The 20,888-nt window shown below is 75.6% G+C and carries 18 protein-coding genes; 8 read left to right on the top strand and 10 right to left on the bottom strand.

Going from position 1 to position 20,888, the window contains the following annotated elements; genetic code table 11:
* Window positions 1-280 precede the first annotated feature (280 nt).
* Both RMN57_RS29670 and RMN57_RS29665 read right to left on the bottom strand, forming a co-directional pair.
* Complete coding sequence (locus tag RMN57_RS29670; protein WP_313766354.1) at window positions 281-1,978, bottom strand: pyridoxal-dependent decarboxylase; 1,698 nt, start codon at window positions 1,976-1,978, stop codon at window positions 281-283.
* Window positions 1,975-3,417, bottom strand: a complete 1,443-nt coding sequence (locus tag RMN57_RS29665; RefSeq protein ID WP_380233482.1) for a diaminobutyrate--2-oxoglutarate transaminase — start codon at window positions 3,415-3,417, stop codon at window positions 1,975-1,977. Before RMN57_RS29665 ends, RMN57_RS29670 begins: the two co-directional genes overlap by 4 nt.
* A gap of 159 nt (window positions 3,418-3,576) precedes the next feature.
* On the opposite strand from RMN57_RS29665, the gene RMN57_RS29660 reads away from it, so the two are divergent.
* Together RMN57_RS29660 and RMN57_RS29655 are read left to right on the top strand one after the other, a co-directional pair.
* Window positions 3,577-4,203 (top strand): methyltransferase domain-containing protein, encoded by a 627-nt coding sequence (locus RMN57_RS29660; RefSeq protein ID WP_313766353.1) that lies wholly within the window; start codon window positions 3,577-3,579, stop codon window positions 4,201-4,203.
* Window positions 4,204-4,299: 96 nt separating this feature from the next.
* Complete coding sequence (locus RMN57_RS29655; protein WP_313766352.1) at window positions 4,300-4,665, top strand: PH domain-containing protein; 366 nt, start codon at window positions 4,300-4,302, stop codon at window positions 4,663-4,665.
* A 33-nt stretch (window positions 4,666-4,698) separates the two neighbouring features.
* Here the strand turns inward: RMN57_RS29655 and RMN57_RS29650 are convergent, their stop codons facing one another.
* Window positions 4,699-5,382 carry a response regulator gene (locus RMN57_RS29650; protein ID WP_313766351.1) on the bottom strand — a complete coding sequence of 228 codons (684 nt, stop codon included), beginning with the start codon at window positions 5,380-5,382 and terminating at the stop codon, window positions 4,699-4,701.
* A gap of 98 nt (window positions 5,383-5,480) precedes the next feature.
* Window positions 5,481-7,214: an ATP-binding protein gene (locus tag RMN57_RS29645; RefSeq protein WP_313766350.1), complete on the bottom strand. Its 1,734-nt coding sequence runs from the start codon at window positions 7,212-7,214 to the stop codon at window positions 5,481-5,483.
* Window positions 7,215-7,444: 230 nt separating this feature from the next.
* Here RMN57_RS29645 and RMN57_RS29640 point away from each other — a divergent pair, with 230 nt between their 5' ends.
* Window positions 7,445-8,869 (top strand): cation:dicarboxylate symporter family transporter, encoded by a 1,425-nt coding sequence (locus tag RMN57_RS29640; RefSeq protein ID WP_313766349.1) that lies wholly within the window; start codon window positions 7,445-7,447, stop codon window positions 8,867-8,869.
* A 178-nt stretch (window positions 8,870-9,047) separates the two neighbouring features.
* Here the strand turns inward: RMN57_RS29640 and RMN57_RS29635 are convergent, their stop codons facing one another.
* From RMN57_RS29635 to RMN57_RS29620, 4 genes are all read right to left on the bottom strand, one after another.
* Window positions 9,048-10,004 carry a hypothetical protein gene (locus RMN57_RS29635; protein WP_313766348.1) on the bottom strand — a complete coding sequence of 319 codons (957 nt, stop codon included), beginning with the start codon at window positions 10,002-10,004 and terminating at the stop codon, window positions 9,048-9,050.
* Between the two features lie 45 nt (window positions 10,005-10,049).
* On the bottom strand, window positions 10,050-10,994 hold the full coding sequence (locus RMN57_RS29630; protein WP_313766347.1) for a sigma-70 family RNA polymerase sigma factor: 945 nt from the start codon (window positions 10,992-10,994) through the stop codon (window positions 10,050-10,052).
* Window positions 10,995-11,251: 257 nt separating this feature from the next.
* Window positions 11,252-12,064 carry an MHYT domain-containing protein gene (locus RMN57_RS29625; RefSeq protein ID WP_313766346.1) on the bottom strand — a complete coding sequence of 271 codons (813 nt, stop codon included), beginning with the start codon at window positions 12,062-12,064 and terminating at the stop codon, window positions 11,252-11,254.
* 289 nt (window positions 12,065-12,353) lie between these two features.
* The gene (locus tag RMN57_RS29620; protein WP_313766345.1) at window positions 12,354-13,802 is read right to left on the bottom strand and encodes a cytochrome P450; all 1,449 of its coding nucleotides are present in this window, start codon (window positions 13,800-13,802) and stop codon (window positions 12,354-12,356) included.
* A gap of 287 nt (window positions 13,803-14,089) precedes the next feature.
* Between RMN57_RS29620 and modA the strand changes: the two genes are divergently transcribed.
* From modA to RMN57_RS29605, 3 genes are all read left to right on the top strand, one after another.
* Window positions 14,090-14,971 (top strand): molybdate ABC transporter substrate-binding protein, encoded by an 882-nt coding sequence (gene modA / locus RMN57_RS29615; protein ID WP_313766344.1) that lies wholly within the window; start codon window positions 14,090-14,092, stop codon window positions 14,969-14,971.
* Window positions 14,968-15,822 (top strand): ABC transporter permease, encoded by an 855-nt coding sequence (locus RMN57_RS29610; protein ID WP_380233481.1) that lies wholly within the window; start codon window positions 14,968-14,970, stop codon window positions 15,820-15,822. The genes modA and RMN57_RS29610 overlap by 4 nt, the downstream gene beginning before the upstream one ends.
* A gap of 103 nt (window positions 15,823-15,925) precedes the next feature.
* Window positions 15,926-16,993: an ABC transporter ATP-binding protein gene (locus RMN57_RS29605; RefSeq protein ID WP_313766343.1), complete on the top strand. Its 1,068-nt coding sequence runs from the start codon at window positions 15,926-15,928 to the stop codon at window positions 16,991-16,993.
* 54 nt (window positions 16,994-17,047) lie between these two features.
* Here the strand turns inward: RMN57_RS29605 and RMN57_RS29600 are convergent, their stop codons facing one another.
* Both RMN57_RS29600 and RMN57_RS29595 read right to left on the bottom strand, forming a co-directional pair.
* The gene (locus RMN57_RS29600; RefSeq protein ID WP_313766342.1) at window positions 17,048-17,731 is read right to left on the bottom strand and encodes a response regulator transcription factor; all 684 of its coding nucleotides are present in this window, start codon (window positions 17,729-17,731) and stop codon (window positions 17,048-17,050) included.
* Complete coding sequence (locus RMN57_RS29595) at window positions 17,728-18,972, bottom strand: histidine kinase (protein ID WP_313766341.1); 1,245 nt, start codon at window positions 18,970-18,972, stop codon at window positions 17,728-17,730. Before RMN57_RS29595 ends, RMN57_RS29600 begins: the two co-directional genes overlap by 4 nt.
* A gap of 160 nt (window positions 18,973-19,132) precedes the next feature.
* On the opposite strand from RMN57_RS29595, the gene RMN57_RS29590 reads away from it, so the two are divergent.
* Window positions 19,133-20,041, top strand: coding sequence for an ABC transporter ATP-binding protein (locus RMN57_RS29590; protein ID WP_313766340.1), 909 nt, complete (start codon window positions 19,133-19,135; stop codon window positions 20,039-20,041).
* Window positions 20,038-20,844: a hypothetical protein gene (locus RMN57_RS29585; protein ID WP_313766339.1), complete on the top strand. Its 807-nt coding sequence runs from the start codon at window positions 20,038-20,040 to the stop codon at window positions 20,842-20,844. The genes RMN57_RS29590 and RMN57_RS29585 overlap by 4 nt, the downstream gene beginning before the upstream one ends.
* Window positions 20,845-20,888 lie beyond the last annotated feature (44 nt).

Below are 20,888 nucleotides of genomic sequence, written 5' to 3'. Positions count from 1 at the left end.
AAGCCCTGCCGGGGGGTTGGCGGAATCTGATCTCCGGGCGGCCGGAATCGGCCTGTACTCCCGCGCGAAGGTATGTCCACGGAGGCTTTTCGGTGGCGGCGGAATATCCTCCGGGCAGCATGTCACACCAGTGTGACTTCCTCCAACATCCGTCCCGGGAAAAGCCGTTGTTTTGGAATTCGGCGCCGGGACGGGGCGCGGACCCGCCGGGCACGGACCCGCCGGGCTTTCACCTGCCGGTCGCACGGCCGGTCGCACGACCGGGTGCACGGCCGAGCGGCTACGCGGGCCGGGTCTCCCGGCCGATGCGCACCACCTCGTGCAGCAGCGCGCCGATCTGGCCCGCGGTGGCGTGCGGGTTCAGCAGGGTGAGCTTCAGCCGGACCCGGCCCGGCCCCTCGCCGGGCAGCTCGGTCCGGCCCACGACGGCGCGGCCGGTACGCAGCAGCGTCCGGCGCAGCTCGGCGTTGACGGCGTCGAGCGCGGCCCCGTCGTGCTCGCCCGGCGGCCGGTAGCGGAACACCACGGTGGTGAGGACCGGTTCGGTGTGCAGCTCCAGTTCGGGCTCGGCCCGCACCGCCTCGGCGGCGCCGCGCGCCAGCAGGTGGCAGGCGTCGACCAGCCGGCCGAGGCCCGCCCGCCCGAGGGTCCGCAGGGTGACCGCGATCTTGAAGGCGTCGGCCCGCCGGGTGGTGCGCAGCGACTGGCCCAACAGGCTGGGGTAGCCGGCCTGTTCGTCGTCGGCCGGGTTGAGGTACTCGGCGCGGCGGGCGAGCGACACGTAGGTCTCGGCCTGCCGCACCAGGAAGATCCCGGCGGCGGCGGGCTGCCAGCCGAGCTTGTGCCAGTCCAGCGAGACCGAGTCGGCCCGGGCGATGCCGTCGAGCAGGGGGGCGAGCCGGTCGGAGAGCAGCGCGCCGCCCCCGTACGCGGCGTCGACGTGCAGCCAGGCGCCGTAGCGGGCGGCGAGGTCGGCGGCGGTGTGCAGCGGGTCGATCGCCCCGGTGTCGGTGGTCCCGGCGGTCGCGACCACGGCGATCGGGGTGTTCCCGGCCCAGCTGGTCTCGGCCAGGACGCGTTCCAGGGCGGCCGGGTGCATGCGCAGGTCGCGGTCGACGGGGACGGTGACGACGGCCCGCTCCCCGAGGCCGAGCAGGGCGGCGGCCCGCTGGACGGAGAAGTGTGCGGCCTCCGAGGCGATGATGCGGGGCCGGGCACCGGCCGGGAGGCCGTCCAGCTCGACGATGCCGTCGAGCTTCTGGTCGCGGGCCAGCATCAGGCCCATCAGGTTCGACTCGGTGCCGCCGGAGGTGAGCACGCCGGCGGCGCGGGCCGGGTCGAAGCTGACCAGGGCGGCGAGCTCGGCGAGCAGCGCGGTCTCCAGCGCGGTGGCGGCGGGCGCCTGGTCCCAGGAGTCCTGGGAGGGGTTGAGCGCACTGACGGCGAGGTCGGCGGCGGCGGCCACGGCCAGCGGCGGGCAGTGCAGGTGGGCGGCGCAGGCCGGGTCGGCGGGATCGGCGGCGCCGCGGGCGAGGACTTCGGTGAGGCCTGCGAGGGCGGCCGCTCCGCTCGCCCCGGCCAGTGCGTCGGCGACCAGCGCGGCGACCTGGCCCGGGTGTCCGGCCGGCAGCGGCCCGCCGCGGCGGGCGGCGCCGGTGTCCAGGGCGTCCAGCACGGTGGCCAGCAGCGGGCCGAGGGCGCCCGGGCCGCCCGCACCGCCGGCGAGCGCGTCGAGCCCGGCCGACGGGTCGTCGGGCATTGACGGGTCCTCGGACCTCCCGGGTTCGGGCTCGCCGGGGCCGCCACCGGGGGTGCCGGGCCCGCCGGGGGCGTCCGGCAGGCCGAGGCCGTCCGGGACGCCGGTCCCCCAGGGGTCGTCCGGGAGGTCGGAACCGCCGGGCACCTCCGGGCCGTCGCCCGCGCCGCCGTCCCCGCCCGTGCCGCCGCCCGCGTCGCCGCCCCCGCCCGCGCCGCTCACCGCGTCCCCGCCGAGGCGGTCGCCGCAGCCTCGCCGGAGGCCCCGGATCTGCCCGCGGCGTCCCCCGCGGCCACCGCCGCGATCGCGTCGGCCAGCCGGTCGAGGACGGCGTCGACCTGCTCGTCCGTGATGGTGAGCGGCGGCAGGAGGCGCAGCACCGCGTCGTACCGGCCGCCGAGTTCGACGATCAGCCCGCGGGCCAGGCACGCCTCGCGCACCCTGACGGCGAGTGCGGGCGCGGCCGGCCTGGCCCCGCACGCGTCCGGCTCGGCGTCGGGGTCGACCAGTTCGACCCCGAGCATCAGCCCGCGTCCGCGCACGTCGCCGATCACCGGCAGCTCGCCGGCCAGCGCGCGCAGCCGCTCGGCCATGCGGGCGCCGACCAGTGCGGCCCGTTCGGCCAGCCCGTGGGCGGCGACGAAGCGGATGGTGGCCGCCCCGGCCGCCATGGCGAGCGTGTTGCCGCGGAAGGTGCCGGTGTGTGCACCGGGCCGCCAGCCGTCGTACTCCTCGCGGTAGACGACGACCGCGAGCGGAAGGCTCCCGCCGATGGCCTTCGAGAGCACCATCGCGTCCGGGACGATCCCGCTGTGCTCGACCGCCCACATGGCCCCGGTGCGGCCGACGCCGGTCTGCACCTCGTCCACGATCAGCGGGATGCCGCGCTCGGCGGTGATCCGGCGCATCTCACGGAGCCAGCCGTCCGGCGCGGGCACGACGCCGCCCTCGCCCTGGACCGCCTCCAGGATCATCGCGGCCGGCCGGACCACCCCGCCCGAGGGGTCGTCGAGGAGCCGCTCCGCGTAGGTGGCGGCGAGGTCCGCGCCGGTCTCCCCGCCGACTCCGAACGGGCAGCGGTACGCGTACGGGTAGGGCAGCCGGACCACCTCGCGGCCGCCCGGCAGCGGCTCCTTGACGGCGGTGTTGCCGGTGAGCGCGAGGGCCCCGGCGGTCATCCCGTGGTAGGCGCCGGTGAAGGCGAGCGCGCCGGAGCGGCCGGTGGCGGTCTGCATCAGCTTGAGCGCGGCCTCGACGGCGTCGGTGCCGGCGGGACCGCAGAAGTGCACCCGGGCCTGCCCGGCGAACTCCTTCGGCAGGCTCTCGAACAGCGCGGTGGTGAAGTCGTCCTTCTCGGCGGTGGCGAGGTCCAGGAGGTGGAGCGGGGCACCGCTGTCCAGGGTGCGCCGGATCGCCTCCAGTACCACCGGGTGGTTGTGGCCGAGCGCGAGCGTGCCGGCGCCGGAGAGGCAGTCCAGGTAGCGGCGGCCGTCGGCGCCCTCGACGGTCATGCCGTTGGCGCGCACCGGCACGATGGGGAACGAGCGGGCGTACGTGCGGGCGGAGGACTCGCGGACGCGCTGGCGGCGCAGGACGGCGTCGCCGCCGGGGGTCTGGGCGGGCACGGTCGGACCGGTGGCGGGCTCGGCGGCGAGCGTCAAGGCGGGACTCCCAAGAAGTTAGGTAAGCCTAACTTTACTTGGCCCGACCTGGTCGAATACACCGAGGGCCGCCAGAATCACCCGCGCGGGTGACAACGGGCCCGATCACCCAACGAGCGGGCCGCCCGGAGGTTACGGGTGCCGCGCTACGCTCGCCCCATGTCGCCCGAATCCTCGCCCGCGCCGTCCGACCGCGCGGCCGAACTGGCCCGCACCCGCGAGTTCTTCGCCGCCCGCGCGGCCGGCTGGGACGCCCGCTTCCCCGACGACGGCCCGCGCTACGCCGCCGCGATCGCCGAACTCGGCCTGCGCCCGGGCGACTCCGTGCTGGACGCCGGCTGCGGCACCGGCCGCGCGCTGCCCCTGCTGCGCGCCGCGGTCGGGCCCGAGGGGCAGGTGCTCGGCGCCGACGTCACCCCGGAGATGCTGGACGAGGCCGCCGCCCGCCACCCCGGCACGGCGGCTCTACTGCTCGCCGACTGCGCCCGCCTCCCGCTCCCGGACGCCGCCCTCGACGCCGTCTTCGCGGCCGGCCTGGTCTCCCACCTCCCCGACCCGGCCCGGGCCCTGCGCGAACTCGCCCGCGTCACCCGCCCGGGCGGCCCGCTCGCGCTCTTCCACCCCGTCGGCCGCGCCGTCCTCGCCGCCCGCCACGGCCGCGAGCTCACCCCCGACGACCTCCGCGCCGAGCCCAACCTGCGCCCGCTGCTGGCCGCCGCCGGCTGGCGGCTGGACCGCTTCACGGACACCGACGAGCGCTACCTCGCGCTGGCCACCCGGGTGTAGCCGCGGGCCCGGCGGGGGCGGCGGCGATCCAAGATCATCACCGTGCCAGACTCGGAATCCCATGCACCCGAACGGGTGCCTGACGAGAGGATCCCCATGGCACTCTTCGGCAACGCCCACCGGGTGGACAACACCGAGGCCCAGCAGGAGTTCGCCCGGCTGCTCGGCGCGGGCGAGCAGGTCCAGGCCGCGTACCAGCTGATCCGCGACACCTTCCTGTTCACCGACCGCCGGATGATCCTGATCGACAAGCAGGGCATCACCGGGAAGAAGACGGAGTACCACTCGGTCCCCTACCGCAGCATCACCCACTACGCCGTGGAGACGGCCGGGTCGTTCGACCTCGACGCCGAGCTGAAGATCTGGGTCTCGGGCGCCGCGCTGCCGATCTCCAAGAACTTCACCAAGGGCGTCGACATCTACGAGGTGCAGGCGCTCCTCACCCAGTACGTCGCCCGGTAGCCCCCGACCCGGCCGGCCCGGCGGGGGCCGCCGCTACCCCCCGCCGGCCGTCCAGCGGTAGCAGAGCTCCGGGCGGCCGACACTGCCGTACTGGGGCTCCCGGGCGGCCAGGCCGGTGTCGACCAGGTGCTCCAGGTAGCGGCGGGCGGTGATGCGGGACACGCCGGCGGCCGAGCCGGCCGCCGCCGCGGAGAGCCCGGTCCGGGCCTCACGCAGCACGGCCGCGACGGTCTCCAGCGTCGGCGCGCTCAACCCCTTGGGCAGGGCGGTGCGTTCGGGCGTGCGGAGCAGGGCGAGCGCCTGGTCCACCTCGTCCTGGCCGGTCGCGTCGCCGGTGCGCCCGAGGGAGTCGCGGTAGCGGGCGTACCGCTCCAGGCGGTCGTGCAGGGCGGCCGCGCCGAACGGCTTCAGCAGGTACTGGACGACGCCGGCCGAGACCGCCTGCCGCACCATCGCGAGGTCGCGGGCCGAGGTGACGGCGATGACGTCGGTGGTGTGGCCCGCCGCACGCAGGGTGCCGCAGAGCTGCAGGCCGTGCCCGTCCGGCAGGTAGAGGTCGAGCAGGGTCAGGTCGACGGGCGTGCCGGCGGCTCGGGCGCGCTCCAGGAAGCGCAGCGCCTCCGCGCAGCCGTGCACCGTGCCGACGGCGCGGAAGCCGGGCTCGCGGTCGACGTAGAGGGCGTGCGCGGCGGCGGCCACCGGGTCGTCCTCGACCACCAGGACGGTGATCTCGGGGCGGGGCCCGCCCCCGCGGCGCCCACCGGAAGGCCCGCCGGGGCGGCGGGGCCCGTCCGCGGGCCGGTCGGCCGGCCGGTTCACGGGGCCACCGGCTCGGGCAGGCGGGCCGGACGGGCGAGCGGCAGCCGGACGGTGAGCACCGCGCCGCGGTCGCGGCCGACCTCGACGGTGCCGCCGTTGCGCCGGGCGGCCTGGGCGACCAGGGCGAGTCCGAGGCCGTGCCCGCGGTCGTCCTGCTTGGTGCTCCAGCCGCGCCGGAACACGTCCTCGACGGCGGACGGGTCGATGCCGGCACCGGTGTCGGCGACGCGGAGCAGCAGGTGTCCGGCGGCGCAGGACGCGGCCCCGCCCGGGGCGGTCCCGTCCCCGCGTCCCGCAACGTCGGCCGGCGCGGACTCCGCCCCGCCGGACTCGATCCGGGCCGTGACGGTGACCTCGGGCGGGTCGGGGCGCTCGGCGGCGCCGGCGATCGCCGCGTCGACCGCGTTGTCGATCAGGTTGCCGAGCACGGTGATCAGGTCGCGGGCGGACAGGCCCGGCGGCAGCACGCCGTCGTCGATCCGGCTGTCCTCGGTGAGCGTCAACTCCACGCCCCGCTCGGCGGCCTGGGCCGCCTTGCCGAGCAGCAGGGCCGCCAGCACCGGCTCGCCGACGGCGGCGACCACGCGGTCGGTCAGCTGCTGGGCGAGTTCGAGCTCGGCGGTCGCGAACTCCACCGCCTCCCGGTGACGCCCGAGTTCGACCAGCGAGACGACGGCGTGCAACCGGTTGGCCGCCTCGTGCGCCTGTGCGCCGAGCGCCTCGGTGAATCCCCGGACCGAGTCCAACTCGCCGCTCAGCGACTGCAGTTCCGTGTGGTCGCGGAGGGTCAGCACCCGTCCGAGGCCGGTCCCGATGGTCGAGGTGTTGAGCACCACGACCCGCTCGGCGGTGAGGTGGACCTCGTCCCGGACCGGCTCGGCCCCGAGCACGGCGGCCACCAGCGCCGCCGGCAGCCCCAGCCCGTCGAGCGGCCGCCCCTCCACCTCCCCGTCCAGCGCCAGGAGTTCGCGGGCGGCGTCGTTGCAGAGCACCACCCGGTGCCGGCGGTCGAGCAGGACCAGCCCCTCGCGCACCGAGTGCAGGGTGGCCTGGTGGTACTCGTAGAGGTGGCTGAGCTCGGCCGGGCCCATGTCGTGGGTGTGGCGCCGCAGCCGGGAGTTGGCGAGGTAGGTGCCGGCGCCGCCGACCGCCAGGGCGGCCACCGCGACACCGACCAGCGCGAGCAGCGGCCCGCGCAGCTGCGCGGAGATCGACTGCACCGTGATCCCGGCGCTGACCAGCGCGACCACCCGGTGCCGCTCGTCCAGCACCGGCGTCACCACCCGCACCGACGGGCCGAGCGTCCCGGTGTACGTCTCGCTGCGGGTCTGCCCGGCGAGCGCCCAGTCGATGTGCCCGAGGAACGTCTTGCCGATCTGCTCGGGCAGCGGGTGGGTCCAGCGCACCCCGGCGGTGTCCATCACGGTGATGAAGGAGACCCCGGTGTCCGTGCGGACCTGCTCGGCGTACGGCTGGAGCACGGCGCTCGGGTCGGGCGCCCCGACGGCGGCCAGGACGGACGGCGAGTCCGCCACCGAGCGGGCGACCGCGGTGACCTGGCGGCGGGCGGCGTCCTCGGCCCGGCCCGCGGTGAACAGGTACGCCAGCACCGCGCCGCCGGCCACCACCGCGGCCACGATCACCACCTGGACGACGAAGAGCTGTCCGGCCAGGCTGCGCACCGGTCCACGCGGCCGCCGGCGCGGTGTGGGGTGGGTGCGCACGGACATGCCAGACAGTGTGCACCACCGCCGGGGCCCGGCAAGGGCCTCGGCCGAGCCCGGGGCCGCGCGCCCGCCGGTCCGCCCGCCCCCGGCCCACCCCCCGGCCCGTCTGCCGGTCCGGCCGCCCACGGCATGAACTCTATGAACGCAAACGTGACCCCCGTCACTGTCCGGCCCGATAGTCGGAGCGGCCCACCACCCGGGGCCGCCAGGACCGCAGGGCGAAGGAGCCGCAGATGTCGATCACTGGAGCAGGGCCCCAGGCGGGGGTCAGACGCCGGGACCGCACCCACTACCTCTACCTCGCGGTGATCGCGGCGGTGGCCGCGGGCATCGCGGTCGGACTGGTCGCACCGACGTTCGCGGTCGAGCTGAAGCCGCTCGGGACCGGGTTCGTCAACCTGATCAAGATGATGATCAGCCCGGTGATCTTCTGCACCATCGTGCTGGGCATCGGCTCCGTGACCAAGGCCGCGAAGGTCGGCCGGGTCGGCGGACTCGCGCTCGGCTACTTCCTCACCATGTCGACCGTGGCGCTCGCCATCGGCCTGGTGGTGGGCAACCTGCTGGAGCCGGGCGGCGGCCTGCACCTGACCGCCGCGCTCGCGAAGTCCGGCCACGCCCAGGCCGCCGCGGGGCACGCCCAGTCCACGACCGACTTCCTGCTCGGGATGATCCCGACCTCCATGCTCTCGGCCCTCACCGAGGGCAAGGTGCTGCAGACCCTGCTGGTCGCCCTGCTGGCCGGCTTCGCCCTGCAGGCGATGGGCCCGGCCGGCGCGCCGGTGCTGCGCGGGATCGAGCACGTGCAGCGGCTGGTGTTCCGGATCATGTCGATGATCATGTGGGTGGCTCCGGTCGGGGCCTTCGGGGCGATGGCCGCGGTGGTCGGGGCGACCGGCACGGCCGCGCTGAAGAGCCTCGCCGTCATCATGATCGGCTTCTACGTCACCTGCATCCTGTTCGTGGTCGTGGTGCTCGGCACGCTGCTGCGGCTGGTCGCCGGCGTCAACGTGTTCGCGCTGCTGCGCTACCTCGGCCGCGAGTTCCTGCTGATCCTCTCCACCTCGTCCTCGGAGAGCGCGCTGCCCCGTCTGATCGCCAAGATGGAGCACCTCGGCGTCAGCCGCCCGGTGGTCGGCATCACGGTCCCGACCGGCTACAGCTTCAACCTCGACGGCACCGCGATCTACCTCACCATGGCCTCGATCTTCATCTCGGAGGCGATGGACAAGCCGATGTCGGTGGGCGAGCAGCTCTCGCTGCTGGTCTTCATGGTCATCGCCAGCAAGGGCGCGGCCGGGGTCACGGGCGCCGGGCTGGCCACCCTCGCGGGCGGGCTGCAGTCGCACAAGCCCGCGCTGGTGGACGGCGTCGGCCTGATCGTCGGCATCGACCGCTTCATGTCCGAGGCGCGGGCGCTGACCAACTTCGCCGGCAACGCGGTCGCCACCGTGCTGATCGGGCACTGGACCGGCGAGCTCGACCGCGAGCAGGCCCGGCGGGTGCTGGCGGGCGACGCGCCGTTCGACGAGCAGACCCTGGTGGACGCGCACGGCGCCGCGGCCCCCGGCTCCGAGGGCGCGCCCGCAGGCGCCGGTGCGCTGCCCGACCCGCTCCCCGCGCAGAGCGGCGGCGCCGCGACCGCGACGGCCGCCTGAGCCCACCCGCACGCCCGCACCCACACCCCTACGCCCCCCATCCACCGAACTCCCCCGGTCCGGCGCCTCGCCCAACCCCCCGAGCGGCGCCGGGCCGGGGGCCTTTCCCGTCCCGGCCGCCGTCGCGGCGGCGGAGGGCGGCGGCCGACGGCGGCCGGGACGGCGGCGCCGGTCCCCCTCAGGGCTCGTCGGAGCCGCTGACCGCCCAGCTCAGACCCGTCGCCGGATCCTCCACCGCGAGGTGCAGATGGCGCAGGCCGTCCGCCGGATCCCACCAGGTGAAGCAGCGCATCCGGGCCACCAGCGCATTCACCGCCGCACGGTCCGGGCCCTCATGGCCGGCCATCGCGCCGAGCGCCCGCCAGAGCGCCAGCCGGCCGTGCGCCGACCCCTGGGACCGCTCGGTCGCCCCCGCCTGGACCAGCACCGGGTACGCGATCGCGAACGGCAGGTACCCACCGGTGACCCGGTGGCCCGGAGCCAGCTGGGCGGCCGCCCGCGGCGCGGGCCCGCGGACGCAGACCACGTCCAGCCATGCGGCCAGCGCGGCCAACGCCCCGGTCGCCGGCTGGCCGCGCAGCCGGCCGCCCGGCTCCGGCAGCAGCACCGGCCCCAGGCCCTCGCGGGTGGCGGGCAGGGTCAGCAGCGCGCTGCGCGCACCGCCGCCGGGCAGGTAGTCGCGCACCCGCACGCCCTCGCCCCAGCCGACCGCCTCCCACGGCTCCAGCAGCAGCGGGACGCCCTCCGGGTCGGGCTCGGCCCCGTAGGAGAGGTCCTCGCCGATCAGCACCCGGGTGTGTGCGACCAGCCGCCGCACCGGCGCCGGGCCGAGCAGCGGGGCCAGCCGCAGCCAGGAGTGCCGGGTGGCGAGCACCTCCCAGAGCGGACCGGCGTCGTGATCCGCCACCCCGGCGGAGGTCCCGGGGCCGCCGTCCGCGTCGAACAGGCGGACGGCCAGTTCGGGCGGCGCGGCGTACGCGATCAGGTGGCCGAGCAGGGCGGTCTCCAGCACGGCCGCATCCTCGCCCGTGCGCGCCACGGCGGTGGCCCGGACCTGCCGGTAGACGGCCAGCAGCTCGGGCCAGCGGCCGCCCTCGACCAGGGTGCGGAGCCGGTGCTCCTGGTACGTGATCACGATTTTCAGCGTACGGGCCGGGGCCCCGCATCAGCTGACTTGCCGTCAGCTCGGTGCGTCGGGCGGCGCCGGGACCCTCCGCACCCGACCCGCCCGTCGCCGCCCCGCGTCGACGGCTCGCCCGCCGCTTTCCCCGCCGCTCCCCCCGCCGCCGGCGCGCTCCCGTTCGAGGAAGGTCCGGAGGTGGCGGAGCGCCCGGCGACGGGTGACCGCCAGGGTGGAGCGGTGCACGCCCAGCAGCGTGGCGGCCTCGTCGATGCTGTAGCCGCCGATGTCGACCAGCAGGAGGACACGCGCCTGCTTGACGGTCAGGCGGCCCAGCAGCCGGACCACCTCCCAGTGGGCCTGCAGCTCCCCCAACCCGCCGCCGCACGGCTCCGCGTCGACCCGCGCACCCTCCGGCGGGTCCGGGGCGACCGGCCGGCGCCGCTCCCGGCGCCACTGGTCGCGCAGGATGTTGGCCATGGTGGTGAACGCGTACGCATAGGGCTGCGGATGGCCGAGGAACCGCTCGGGGCGGCGGGCGATCCGCAGATACGCGTCGTGCACGATGTCGCCCGCGGCGAACGGATTTCCGGTGAGCGAGACGGCCGCCCGATGGAGCCTCGGCAGCATTTCCGTGAACGCCCGATCGAAATCCGCCGCTTCGGCGCTCCCCGATCGGGGAGCGTCCGGTCCCGACCGCGTTCCGCCGCATTCGGGCCGGCCCCCCGCGGGCCGGTCGCGCCCGGGGGGATCGCACTCGGCCCGGTCGCGTTCGGCCCGGTCCCGTTCGGACGGGCCCCGCTCGGAGGGGCCCTGCTCGGAGGGGCCCTGCTCGGAGGGGCCCTGCTCGGAGAGGCCCTGCTCGGAGAGGCCCTGTTCGGAGAGGCCCTGTTCGGAGAGGCCCTGTTCGGAGAGGCCCTGTTCGGACGGGCCCTGTTCGGACGGGCGGGCACCGGCGGCGACTTCCGGTCTTCCGCCCCCTCGGCGCTGACGGACGAATTCCATGCCGCTCCCTCGGAAATCGGCAGCCGAAGGCACCGGTCGGCGATTTCACACCAACCGTCATGTGACGCGTATCACATCATAGTTCGCCGTCTCACGATGCGCAGTCATTCGTGTGCAATTGGTCACCGACCTTGCGGGGCGCGGGAATTGCCGGCTCGTGTTCCGGAGCCGCGGTCGAGCCGGCCTGCCGCGGGAAGCCGGGAGGGGTGCCACCCGCCCGGGTGGCACCCCTCCGTTCGCGGCTCGCGGTTCGCGGCTCAGGCGGCGCGGTCGTGCTCGCCCGGTGCCGGCCGCGCGGCCGCGGTCGGGAACTCCTCGATGGTGAGTTCGCCCCCCTCCCGGGGGGCGGCGCGCTCCCGGGCGCCCGGGGAGAGCGCGACGAAGGCCGCGGCAAGAAGGAGGAACGAGCCGAGCCCGACGGCCAGCGGGAAGACGAACTCCATCGGCACGGCCCCGCGGATGCCGGTCCGGGCCGGCTCCAGGTGGACGGCGGCCATGGCCGTGTCGTGCATGCAGCTCACCGCGAGGCCCATCACCAGCGACGCGCCGACGGCCGCGTACACGTTGCGGATGGTGACGGTGACCCAGAGCGCCGCCGTGGCGGCGCCGACCGCGATCAGGACGCAACGCGCGACGGTGCCCGCGTCGTGGCGCAGACCACCCGGCAACCGCATCGCGGCCATCCCGAGGTAGTGCATCGCGGCGACGCCGAGGCCGGCGGTGAGCCCACCGGTCAGCAGGGCGAGGCCCCGGTGCCGCCCGCGGCCGACGGCGAACACGCCGAGGCCCGTGGCCAGGACGGCCACCAGCAGGCTGAGCACGGTCAGCGGGACGTCGTAGCGCAGCTCGGTGCCGTCGACGGCGAACCCGGACATGGCGACGAAGTGCATCGTCCAGATGCCGGAGCCGGTCGCGGCGGCCGCGGTGAGCAGCCGGTTCCGGCGGGCGGCACCGGTCGCGGCCAGGCCGCGCAGCGCGCAGCGCAGGCCCAGGGCGGCACCGGCGCACGCCACGACGTACGAGAGCGCGGGCATGAGCCGGCCGAAGCCGAAGTGGTTCATCGTGGCCATCGGACCTCCGGTCGACCGGTCGGGCCCGGGCGCTTCACGCTGCGCCCGGGCTCCCCGCGCCGGGCGGACTCCGCGCGGTCGGCGGACGGCGACGGGTCCGGACCGGGCCGGAGGATCGATCGCTTGTCATATGCCAGACGCACGTGCGCACCCGCTTCAGGGTGCGTGGGACGCTATCGGTGGCGCCGAAGAGCCTTCGCGAAGACGCCAGAAGCCGCCCACCGCGCGCGGCGGCTGTGTTCGAATGGGCCGGTCCTCTGCCCGCGCCACCCCGGCCGACCGGCCGCCGTCAGTCCTCGGGCGCCTCCCCCGTCGACCGCGGTGCGAGGCGGATCCGCAGCGGGCCGTCCACCTGCAGCGTGATGCCCTGGCCGACCGCGACGTCCCGGTCGACCGCCTCGAAGTCGAAGTCGCGCAGCAGCACCCCGAGGGCGAGCACCGACTCCAGCATCGAGAAGTGCTGTCCGATGCAGGCGCGCGGGCCGCCCCCGAACGGGTACCAGGCGTAGCGGTGACGCCCCTGCTCCCGCTCGGGGAGGAAGCGGTCCGGGTCGAAGCGCTCCGGCTCCTCCCAGTGGTCCGGATGCCGGTGCGTCACCCACGGCGCCAGCACCACCTGCGCACCGGCCGGGACGACGAGCCCGCCGATCACCGTCTCGGCCACCGCCCGCCGCCCGAGCAGCGAGGCGGCGGGGTACAGCCGCATCGCCTCCTTGACCACCCGGGTGACGTACGGCATCGCCTCCAGGTCCGCGGCGGTCGGCTCGCGTCCGCCCAGCACCCTCTCGGCCTCCTGCCGGGCCGTCCGCCGCTGCTCGGGGTGCTTGGCCAGCAGGTGCAGCGCGAAGGCGAGCGAGGTCGCCGTGGTCTCGTGGCCGGCGAGCAGGAAGATCAGCACCTGGTCCCGCAGCTCGGCCGGGTCGAGCTGCTCGCCGTCCTCGCCCCGCGCCCGCGCGAGCAGCCCGAGCAGGTCGTCGGACGCGCCCTCGCCCGCGGGACCGGTTCCCGCGTCCGTCGCGGCGGCCCCGCCCCCACCCCCGCCCCCGGCCCCGGCCGGGCGGGCGGCGCGCTCGGCGATGATCCGGTCGCAGACCCGGTAGAGGTCCCGCTGCGCCTCGGCGCCGCGCCGGTTGGACGGGGTCGGCCAGCCCCGCGGGACCCGGAAGGGTGCGAAGCCGCGCTCCATGACGTACTCGCCGAGGACCGGGAAGCTGCGGTGCACCACCGCGACCGCCTCCTCCACGTCCGCCCCGAACAGGATCCTGGCGACCGCGCGCAGGGCGAACCGGGACATCTCGTCGGCCACGTCCACCACGCCGTCCGGGACCGCCCGCCAGCGCTCGGCCAGCGTCCGCACCTCCAGCCCGATCGCCGCCGCGTAGCCGTCGACCCGGCGCCGGGTGAACAGCGGCTGGACGAGGCGGCGCTGGCGCTGGTAGTCGCCGTCCTGGCTGGTCAGCAGGCCGTTGCCGACGCTGGTGCGCAGCTCCTCGTAGAAGTTGTTCTCCTTGCGGAAGTTGGCCGCCTCGCCGCCGAGCACCTGCTGGGCGCCCTCCGGGGAGAAGACCGCGAAGAACTCGGTCCGCAGCCCCGGTGGCCCGGCGGTGAAGCGGACCACGTCGCCGTAGTCGCGCCGGGCGGCCAGGTAGGTCTGGAACGGCCGGCGCGTGAGGTCGAACAGCGAGCCGATCAGCGGGAGTCCGGGCGGTCCGGGTATGCGGATGGCGGCAGCGGTCATCGGGGCCTCCTGTCCAGTGGCGTACCCACCAGTAAACTGACAGGTCATCACCGGGGGAAGGTGGCGGGGCGGGCAGGGGCCGCGTCCTGCGCCACCGGCACCACCGCGCGGGAGCGGGACCTGGTTTGAGCCTTCCGACAGGGGGGAACCGGCTGTCGGTGATCCTCGCCTGTGCGATGAAACAGGCGATTTTCCGGTCGTATTTGCGGCACTATGATCGCCATATCAGCCGCATCTGCGGACGTGACACCGCGCCCCGTCCGGCGCGCCCCGGAGGGATCAGCACGATGAGCAGCGACACCACGCCCACCGCCCGCACCCGCAGACTCGCCGTCGTTGCCGCAGCGGCTCTCGTCCTCAGCCTCGGGATCACCGCCTGCGGCAGCGACGGCGACACGAAGTCCTCGGACACCGGCGCCACCGGCACCGCGTCCAGCGGCGCCACCGCGGGCGCCGGATCCTCTGCCGCCCCGTCGGCCGACGTCCCCAAGGCCTCCGGCGCGATCACCGTCTTCGCCGCCGCCTCGCTCAAGGAGAGCTTCACCGAGCTCGGCAAGAAGTTCGAGGCCGCCAACCCGGGCGCCAAGGTCACGTTCAACTTCGGCGGCAGCTCCAGCCTCGCCACCAGCATCAACTCCGGTGCCCCCGCCGACGTGTTCGCCGCGGCCAGCCCGGCCACGATGAAGACGGTCAGTGACGCGGGCGGCGCCGCCGGCACGCCGAAGACCTTCGTGAAGAACACGCTCACCATCGCCGTGCCCAAGGGCAACCCCAAGCACGTCGCGGGGCTCAAGGACCTCTCCTCCCCCGGCGTCAAGGTCGCGCTCTGCGCGAAGGAGGTGCCGTGCGGCGCCGCCGCGCAGACCGCGCTCAAGGCGGCCGGCGTCGAGCTCACCCCGGTCACCCTGGAGCAGGACGTCAAGGGTGCGCTGACCAAGGTCGAGCTGGGCGAGGTCGACGCCTCGCTGGTGTACAAGACCGATGTGAAGGCCGATGCTGCGAAGATCGACGGCGTGGACTTCCCCGAGGCCGCCAAGGCCGTGAACGACTACCCGATCGCCGCCCTGGCCAAGGCGCCGAACAAGGACGGCGCGGCCGCCTTCGTCGCCTACATCGGGTCGGCCGAGGCGCAGCAGGTGCTCACCGCGGCGGGGTTCCAGGCGCCGTGAGCCCCCGCACCACCCGGCCGGACGCCGGGGTCGCAGTCCCGGGTACGGGCCTGCCGCCCCGGCGGCGGCGCGCGAACCGCGTCCCGGTCGCGCTGCTGCTCCCGGCGCTGCTCGGGCTGGCGTTCCTGACCCTGCCGCTGGTCGGACTGCTGGTCCGGGCGCCCTGGAGCAGCCTGTCCGACCAGCTCACCAGCACCGAGGTCTGGGACGCGCTGCGCCTGTCGCTCGTCTGCGCGACGGCGGCGACGGGGGTGTCGCTGGTGCTCGGGGTGCCGCTGGCCTGGCTGCTGGCCCGCACCGAGCTGCCCGGGCGCCGGCTCGTCCGGGCGCTGGTGACCCTGCCCCTGGTGCTGCCGCCGGTGGTGGGCGGCGTGGCGCTGCTGCTGGTGCTCGGGCGGCGCGGCATCGTCGGCTCGTGGCTGGACTCCGTCTTCGGCATCACCCTGCCGTTCACCACCACCGGTGTGATCGTCGCCGAGACGTTCGTGGCGATGCCGTTCCTGGTGATCAGTGTCGAGGGTGCGCTGCGGGCCGCCGACCCGCGCTACGAGGAGGCGGCCGCCACCCTGGGGGCCTCGCGGCTGACCGCCTTCCGGCGGGTCACCCTGCCGCTGATCGCGCCCGGCATCGGCGCGGGCGCCGTCCTGGCCTGGGCGCGGGCACTGGGCGAGTTCGGGGCGACGATCACCTTCGCGGGCAACTTCCCGGGCCGGACGCAGACGATGCCGCTGGCCGTCTACCTCGCCATGGAGCGCGAGCCGGAGGCGGCGATCGCGCTCTCGCTGGTGCTGCTGGTGGTCTCCGTCGCCGTCCTGGTCGGGCTGCGCGAGCGCTGGCTGTCGACCCCGTGAGCCCGCTGCAGCCCGCCCGCCCCGCCGGGCTCCCCCGCCCCGCACCCCCCGTACCGGACCCCGCGCCCGTCCCGCGCCCTGCGAAGCCCTGGAAGCCCACACCGTGACTGCCGCCGCCCCCGCCCTCGACGCCCGGCTGCGGGTGGACCGCACCGCCTTCAGCCTCGACCTCGCGCTGACCGCCGCCCCCGGCGAGGTGGTCGCCCTGCTCGGGCCGAACGGCGCCGGCAAGTCCACGGCCCTGCGCGCGCTCGCCGGTCTGCTCCCGCTCACCGGCGGCCACCTGCGGCTGGACGGCCGCGTCCTGGAGGACCCGGCCGAGCGGCTGCACACCCCCGCCGAGGAGCGCCCGGTCGGTGTGGTGTTCCAGGACTACCTGCTCTTCCCGCACCTCAGCGCGCTCGACAACGTCGCCTTCGGCCCGCGCTGCCAGGGCCGGCCCAAGCGCGAGGCCCGCGCCGAGGCGGCCGACTGGCTGCAGCGGATGGGCCTGGCCGAGCACGCCGGCGTCCGGCCGGGCCGCCTCTCCGGGGGCCAGGCGCAGCGGGTGGCGCTCGCCCGCGCGCTGGCCGTCCGGCCCCGGCTGCTGCTGCTCGACGAACCGCTGGCCGCCCTGGACGCCCGCACCCGCCTCGACGTGCGCTCGCAGCTGCGGCGCCACCTCGCCGAGTTCGAGGCGGTGGCGGTGCTGGTGACGCACGACCCGCTGGACGCGATGGTGCTGGCCGACCGGCTGGTGGTGATCGAGGACGGGCGCGAGGTGCAGTCCGGCAGCCCGGCCGAGATCGCGCGCCGTCCGCGCACCGACTACATCGCCCGCCTGGTCGGCCTCAACCTCTACCAGGGCACGGCGGACGGCCACCGGGTCACGCTGGCGGACGGCACCGAGCTGGCCACCACCGAGGAGCTGTCCGGCGCCGCCTTCGTGGCCTTCCCGCCGTCGGCGGTGACGCTGTACCGGGAGAAGCCGCAGTCCAGCGCCCGCAACGTCTGGGAGCTGGAGGTGGCGGGTCTGGACCTGCACGGCGACCAGGTCCGCGCCGACCTGACCGGCGCCCTCTCGATGGCCGCCGACCTGACGCCCGCCGCCGCAGCCGAGCTGGACCTCGCCCCCGGCGCCATCGTCTGGGCCTCGGTCAAGGCCGCCCAGACGCACGCCTACCCGGCCTGACCCCGCCGCCCCGGCGCGGGGCCGAGCGCCCGGACGGCCCGATCGGCCCCGGGCCTACTCCGACGGCTCCACGAAGCCGGCCTCGTACGCCGCGATCACCGCCTGGGTGCGGTCCCGGGCACCGAGCTTCGCCAGCACGCTGCTGACGTGCGTCTTCACCGTCTGCACCCCGAGGAACAGCTGCTCGGCGATCTCCCCGTTGGCCAGTCCGCGGGCCATCAGGCGCAGCACCTCCGCCTCGCGCCCGGTCAGGGCGGCGCGCTCCAGGGTCTCGCGCGCGGCGCGGTTGCCCTGGCCGACGGCCAGGCGGCGGATCGCGGCCGGGAAGAGCAGCGACTCGCCCGCGGCGACCAGCCGGACGGCCTGGGCGATCTCGACGGGGCGCGAGCGCTTCAGCAGGAACCCGTCGGCGCCCGCCCGCAGCGCCTGGTAGACGTAGTCGTCGTTCTCGAAGGTGGTGACGACCAGGATCTTCGGGGCCTGCTCCGACCGGCCCTCACCTCCGGCCGCACCGGGGCCCGGACCGACCAGCGCCCGGGTGGCGGCCAGGCCGTCCGTGCCCGGCATCCGGACGTCCATCAGCACCACGTGCGGGCGCAGTTCGCGGGCCAGCGCGACCGCCTCGGCCCCGTCGGCGGCCTCGCCGACCACCTTCAGGTCGCCCTGGGCCTCCAGGACGGCCCGCAGGCCCGCCCGGACCAGTTCCTCGTCGTCGGCCAGCAGAATGTCGATCATCACGCGCCCAAGCGTAGGGGGACGCGCACGGCCAGCACCCACTCGCCCGACTCCGCATCGGTCCCGGCCGACGCCTCGCCGCCGAGCAGCACGGCCCGTTCCCGGATGCCGCGCAGGCCCTTCCCGCCGCGGCGCGGTGCCGGGCGACCGTGCGCCGCCGGGCCCGCGGCGTTGGCGCAGCGCAGCTCGAACGCGCCCTCGCGCACGGCCATCCGGATGCTGATCGGCTGCCCGGGTGCGTACTTGAGGGCGTTGGTGACACCCTCCTGGACGATCCGGTAGCCCTCGCGGGAGAGCACGCCCGGCAGCCTCCCGGACGGCACGTCGATCCACGCCTCGACCTGGCTTCCGGCCGCACGCGCCGTCGCGAAGAGGGCGGGGAGCTGCTCGACGCCGGGGCGCTCGCGGGCGTCCCCGCTCTCACCGGCGGAGCCCGCGCCGCCGGGGCGGTCGCCGGTGTCGCGGAGCAGGACGAGGGTGCGCTCCAGGTCGTCCATGGCCCGGCGCCCGGTCTCCTCGATGACTTCGAGCGCCTTGGCGACGAACGCCGGATCGCCGACCTCACGCGCCGCACCGGCCTGAATGACCGTCACCGTCAGTGCGTGGCCGATGGAGTCGTGCAGCTCCCGTGCCAACAGGTTGCGCTCCAGCAGCCGTTCGGCCCGAAGTTCGGCGGCGGCCAGCCGTTCGGCCTGCGACGGCCCCAGGAGCCTGGTCGCCATGGCGAGTTGGAGGCGTCCCGCCCAGACGATCAGCCAGCCGAGTCCGAACAGCAGGACCGGCGCCAGCAGCTGGTACCACGACAGCCCCGTGCGGGCCGGGAACCGGACGCCGTAGAGGTCCGGCTCCGGCCGGAACAGCAGATCGCAGACGGCCATCGCCCCCAGGAGGCAGGCCACCCCGACGACCGAGCCGAGGAGCGTCCGCCCGATCAGCCACACCGCGGTCCGCCGCCGGTCGGCCCAGGTGCGGGACGGCTCGGCGGCGATGTCCTGTTCCCGGTCGGGCATCAGCAGCAGCCGGGCCTGCACGCCCTCGGCGCGGCGCATCGCGGGCACCAGGGCCGCCAGCACGAGCAGTGCGGCGTCCACCGGAGCCGCCCGCAGCACGATCCCGCCGAGGGTCCGGCCCTCCGTTCCCGGATAGACCATCAGAACCACGCCGACGAAGATCCAGCCGATGAGCAGGTGCATCAGCCGCGTGTAGACGGCGGCGCTCAGCAGTGGGGCGAATATGCGGGGCATTCGGCCATCCTGCCAGGTCAGCGGCGCGAGCGGCCTCCCTCCCGGGAGGGAGGGCCGTCCACTCCCCGGCGGGATCCGCCGGGGTGGTCCGCTCCGGTCGAATGGTGACGGCCCCGAGCACGGCGGCCGGCAGACACACAGACGGCACAGGAGAGCGACCGTGATCCAGGTCCAGGGCCTCAGCAAGGAGTACGACGGCACGCGGGTGGTCGACGACCTCGACTTCGAGGTCCGGCCCGGCGTGGTGACGGGATTCCTCGGCCCGAACGGCGCGGGCAAGAGCACCACCATGCGGATGATCCTCGGGCTGGAGCGGCCGACCGCCGGCCGCACCCTGGTGGACGGCCGCCCGTACGCCGAACTGCCCGACCCGCTGCGTCGGGTGGGCGCGCTGCTCGATCCGCAGGCCCTGCACGGCGGCCGGACGGCCCGCGGCCACCTGCGCTGGCTCGCCGCCAGCAACGCCCTGCCGAAGCGCCGGGTGGACGAGGTGCTCGCCCAGGTCGGCCTCACCGACGCGGCCGACCGCCGGATCCGCGGCTTCTCCCTCGGCATGCGCCAACGCCTCGGCGTGGCCGCCGCGTTGCTCGGCGACCCACCGGTGCTGATGCTCGACGAGCCGGTGAACGGGCTCGACCCGGAGGGCATCCGGTGGATCCGCACCCTGCTGCGCGGTCTGGCCGCCGAGGGGCGCTCGGTGCTGGTCTCCTCGCACCTGATGACGGAGATGGCCCTCACCGCCGACCACCTGGTGGTGATCGGGCGGGGCCGGCTGCTCGCGGACGCCGCCACCACGGAGTTCATCGACCGGCACGGCCGCACCCGGATCCGGGTGCGTGCGGTGAACCCGGAGAAGCTGTCCGCGCTGATGCGCGACTCCGGTCTGGACGCGGAGCCGGTGGACGGCGGCGCCTGGGAGGTCAGCGGCGCCGAACCCGAGCGGCTCGCCGCCCTGGCGGCGGCGGGCGGCGTGGTGCTGTACGAGATCGCCGTCCAACAGGACTCGCTGGAGGAGGCGTTCATGCGGATGACCGCCGACAGCGTCGAGTACCGGGCGGTGGCGGCATGAGCGCCCCGATCATGCCGGCGGTCACGGCCGCCACGACGGGCGCCGCCGTCGGCGCGGCCACTGCGCCGGACGTGCTCGACGTCCTGCGCGCCGAGGGGATCAAGCTCACCACCCTCCGCTCGCTCTGGATCACCCCGGTGCTCTCGGCACTGCTCACCGCCGGGGTCGGCACCGCCGTCGCGGCGGCGGTCGGCGGTGCGGACGCCAGCCTCACCGACGACCCCGGCGTCGGCGTCCACTACGGCCTCAACTTCGGCCAGGCCGCCCTCGCCTGCTTCGGAATCCTGTTGTTCGGGCAGGAGTTCAACACCCGCATGATCGGCGTCTCACTGGCCGCCGTCCCCCGGCGCGGGCGCCTCTACGGCGCGAAGCTGGCGGTCGGCGCGCTCGTCGCCCTGGCGGTCGGTGCGGTCGGGACGGCCGGCTCCTTCGCCGGGTACGCCGCCTTCGTGCCCGGCCCCTGGGACGGACCGGCCCTGGTCCGCAGCGCCACGGCCGGGGTGCTCTACCCGGTGCTGCTGACGGTGCTCTGCCTCGGCCTGACCGCCGTGATGCGCAACCTCACCGCGGCGATGGGCTTGTTGGTACCGAGCATCTTCCTGCTCTCGCCGCTGCTCTCCGGCGTACCGGGCGTGCGGCACGTGGTCCAGTTCCTCCCGGACCGCGCCGGCCAGTACGCGCTGCGCTACGCCGACGACCCGGCGGTCGGCTACGGGCACTGGACCGGGCTGCTGATCATGGCGCTCTGGACCGCCGCCGCGGCCTACGGCGGGCTCCGCTCGATCCGCCGCCACGCCGCCTGACCTACCCGTCGCCCGTCCCCGGAACAGCCCGGAACAGTCCGGAA

The organism is Kitasatospora sp. CM 4170 (genome assembly GCF_032110285.1).
Taxonomy (GTDB): Bacteria; Actinomycetota; Actinomycetes; order Streptomycetales; family Streptomycetaceae; genus Kitasatospora; species Kitasatospora aburaviensis.
Note: the sequence above shows the minus strand (reverse complement) of the source record. Positions and strands in the feature narration are given on the sequence as shown.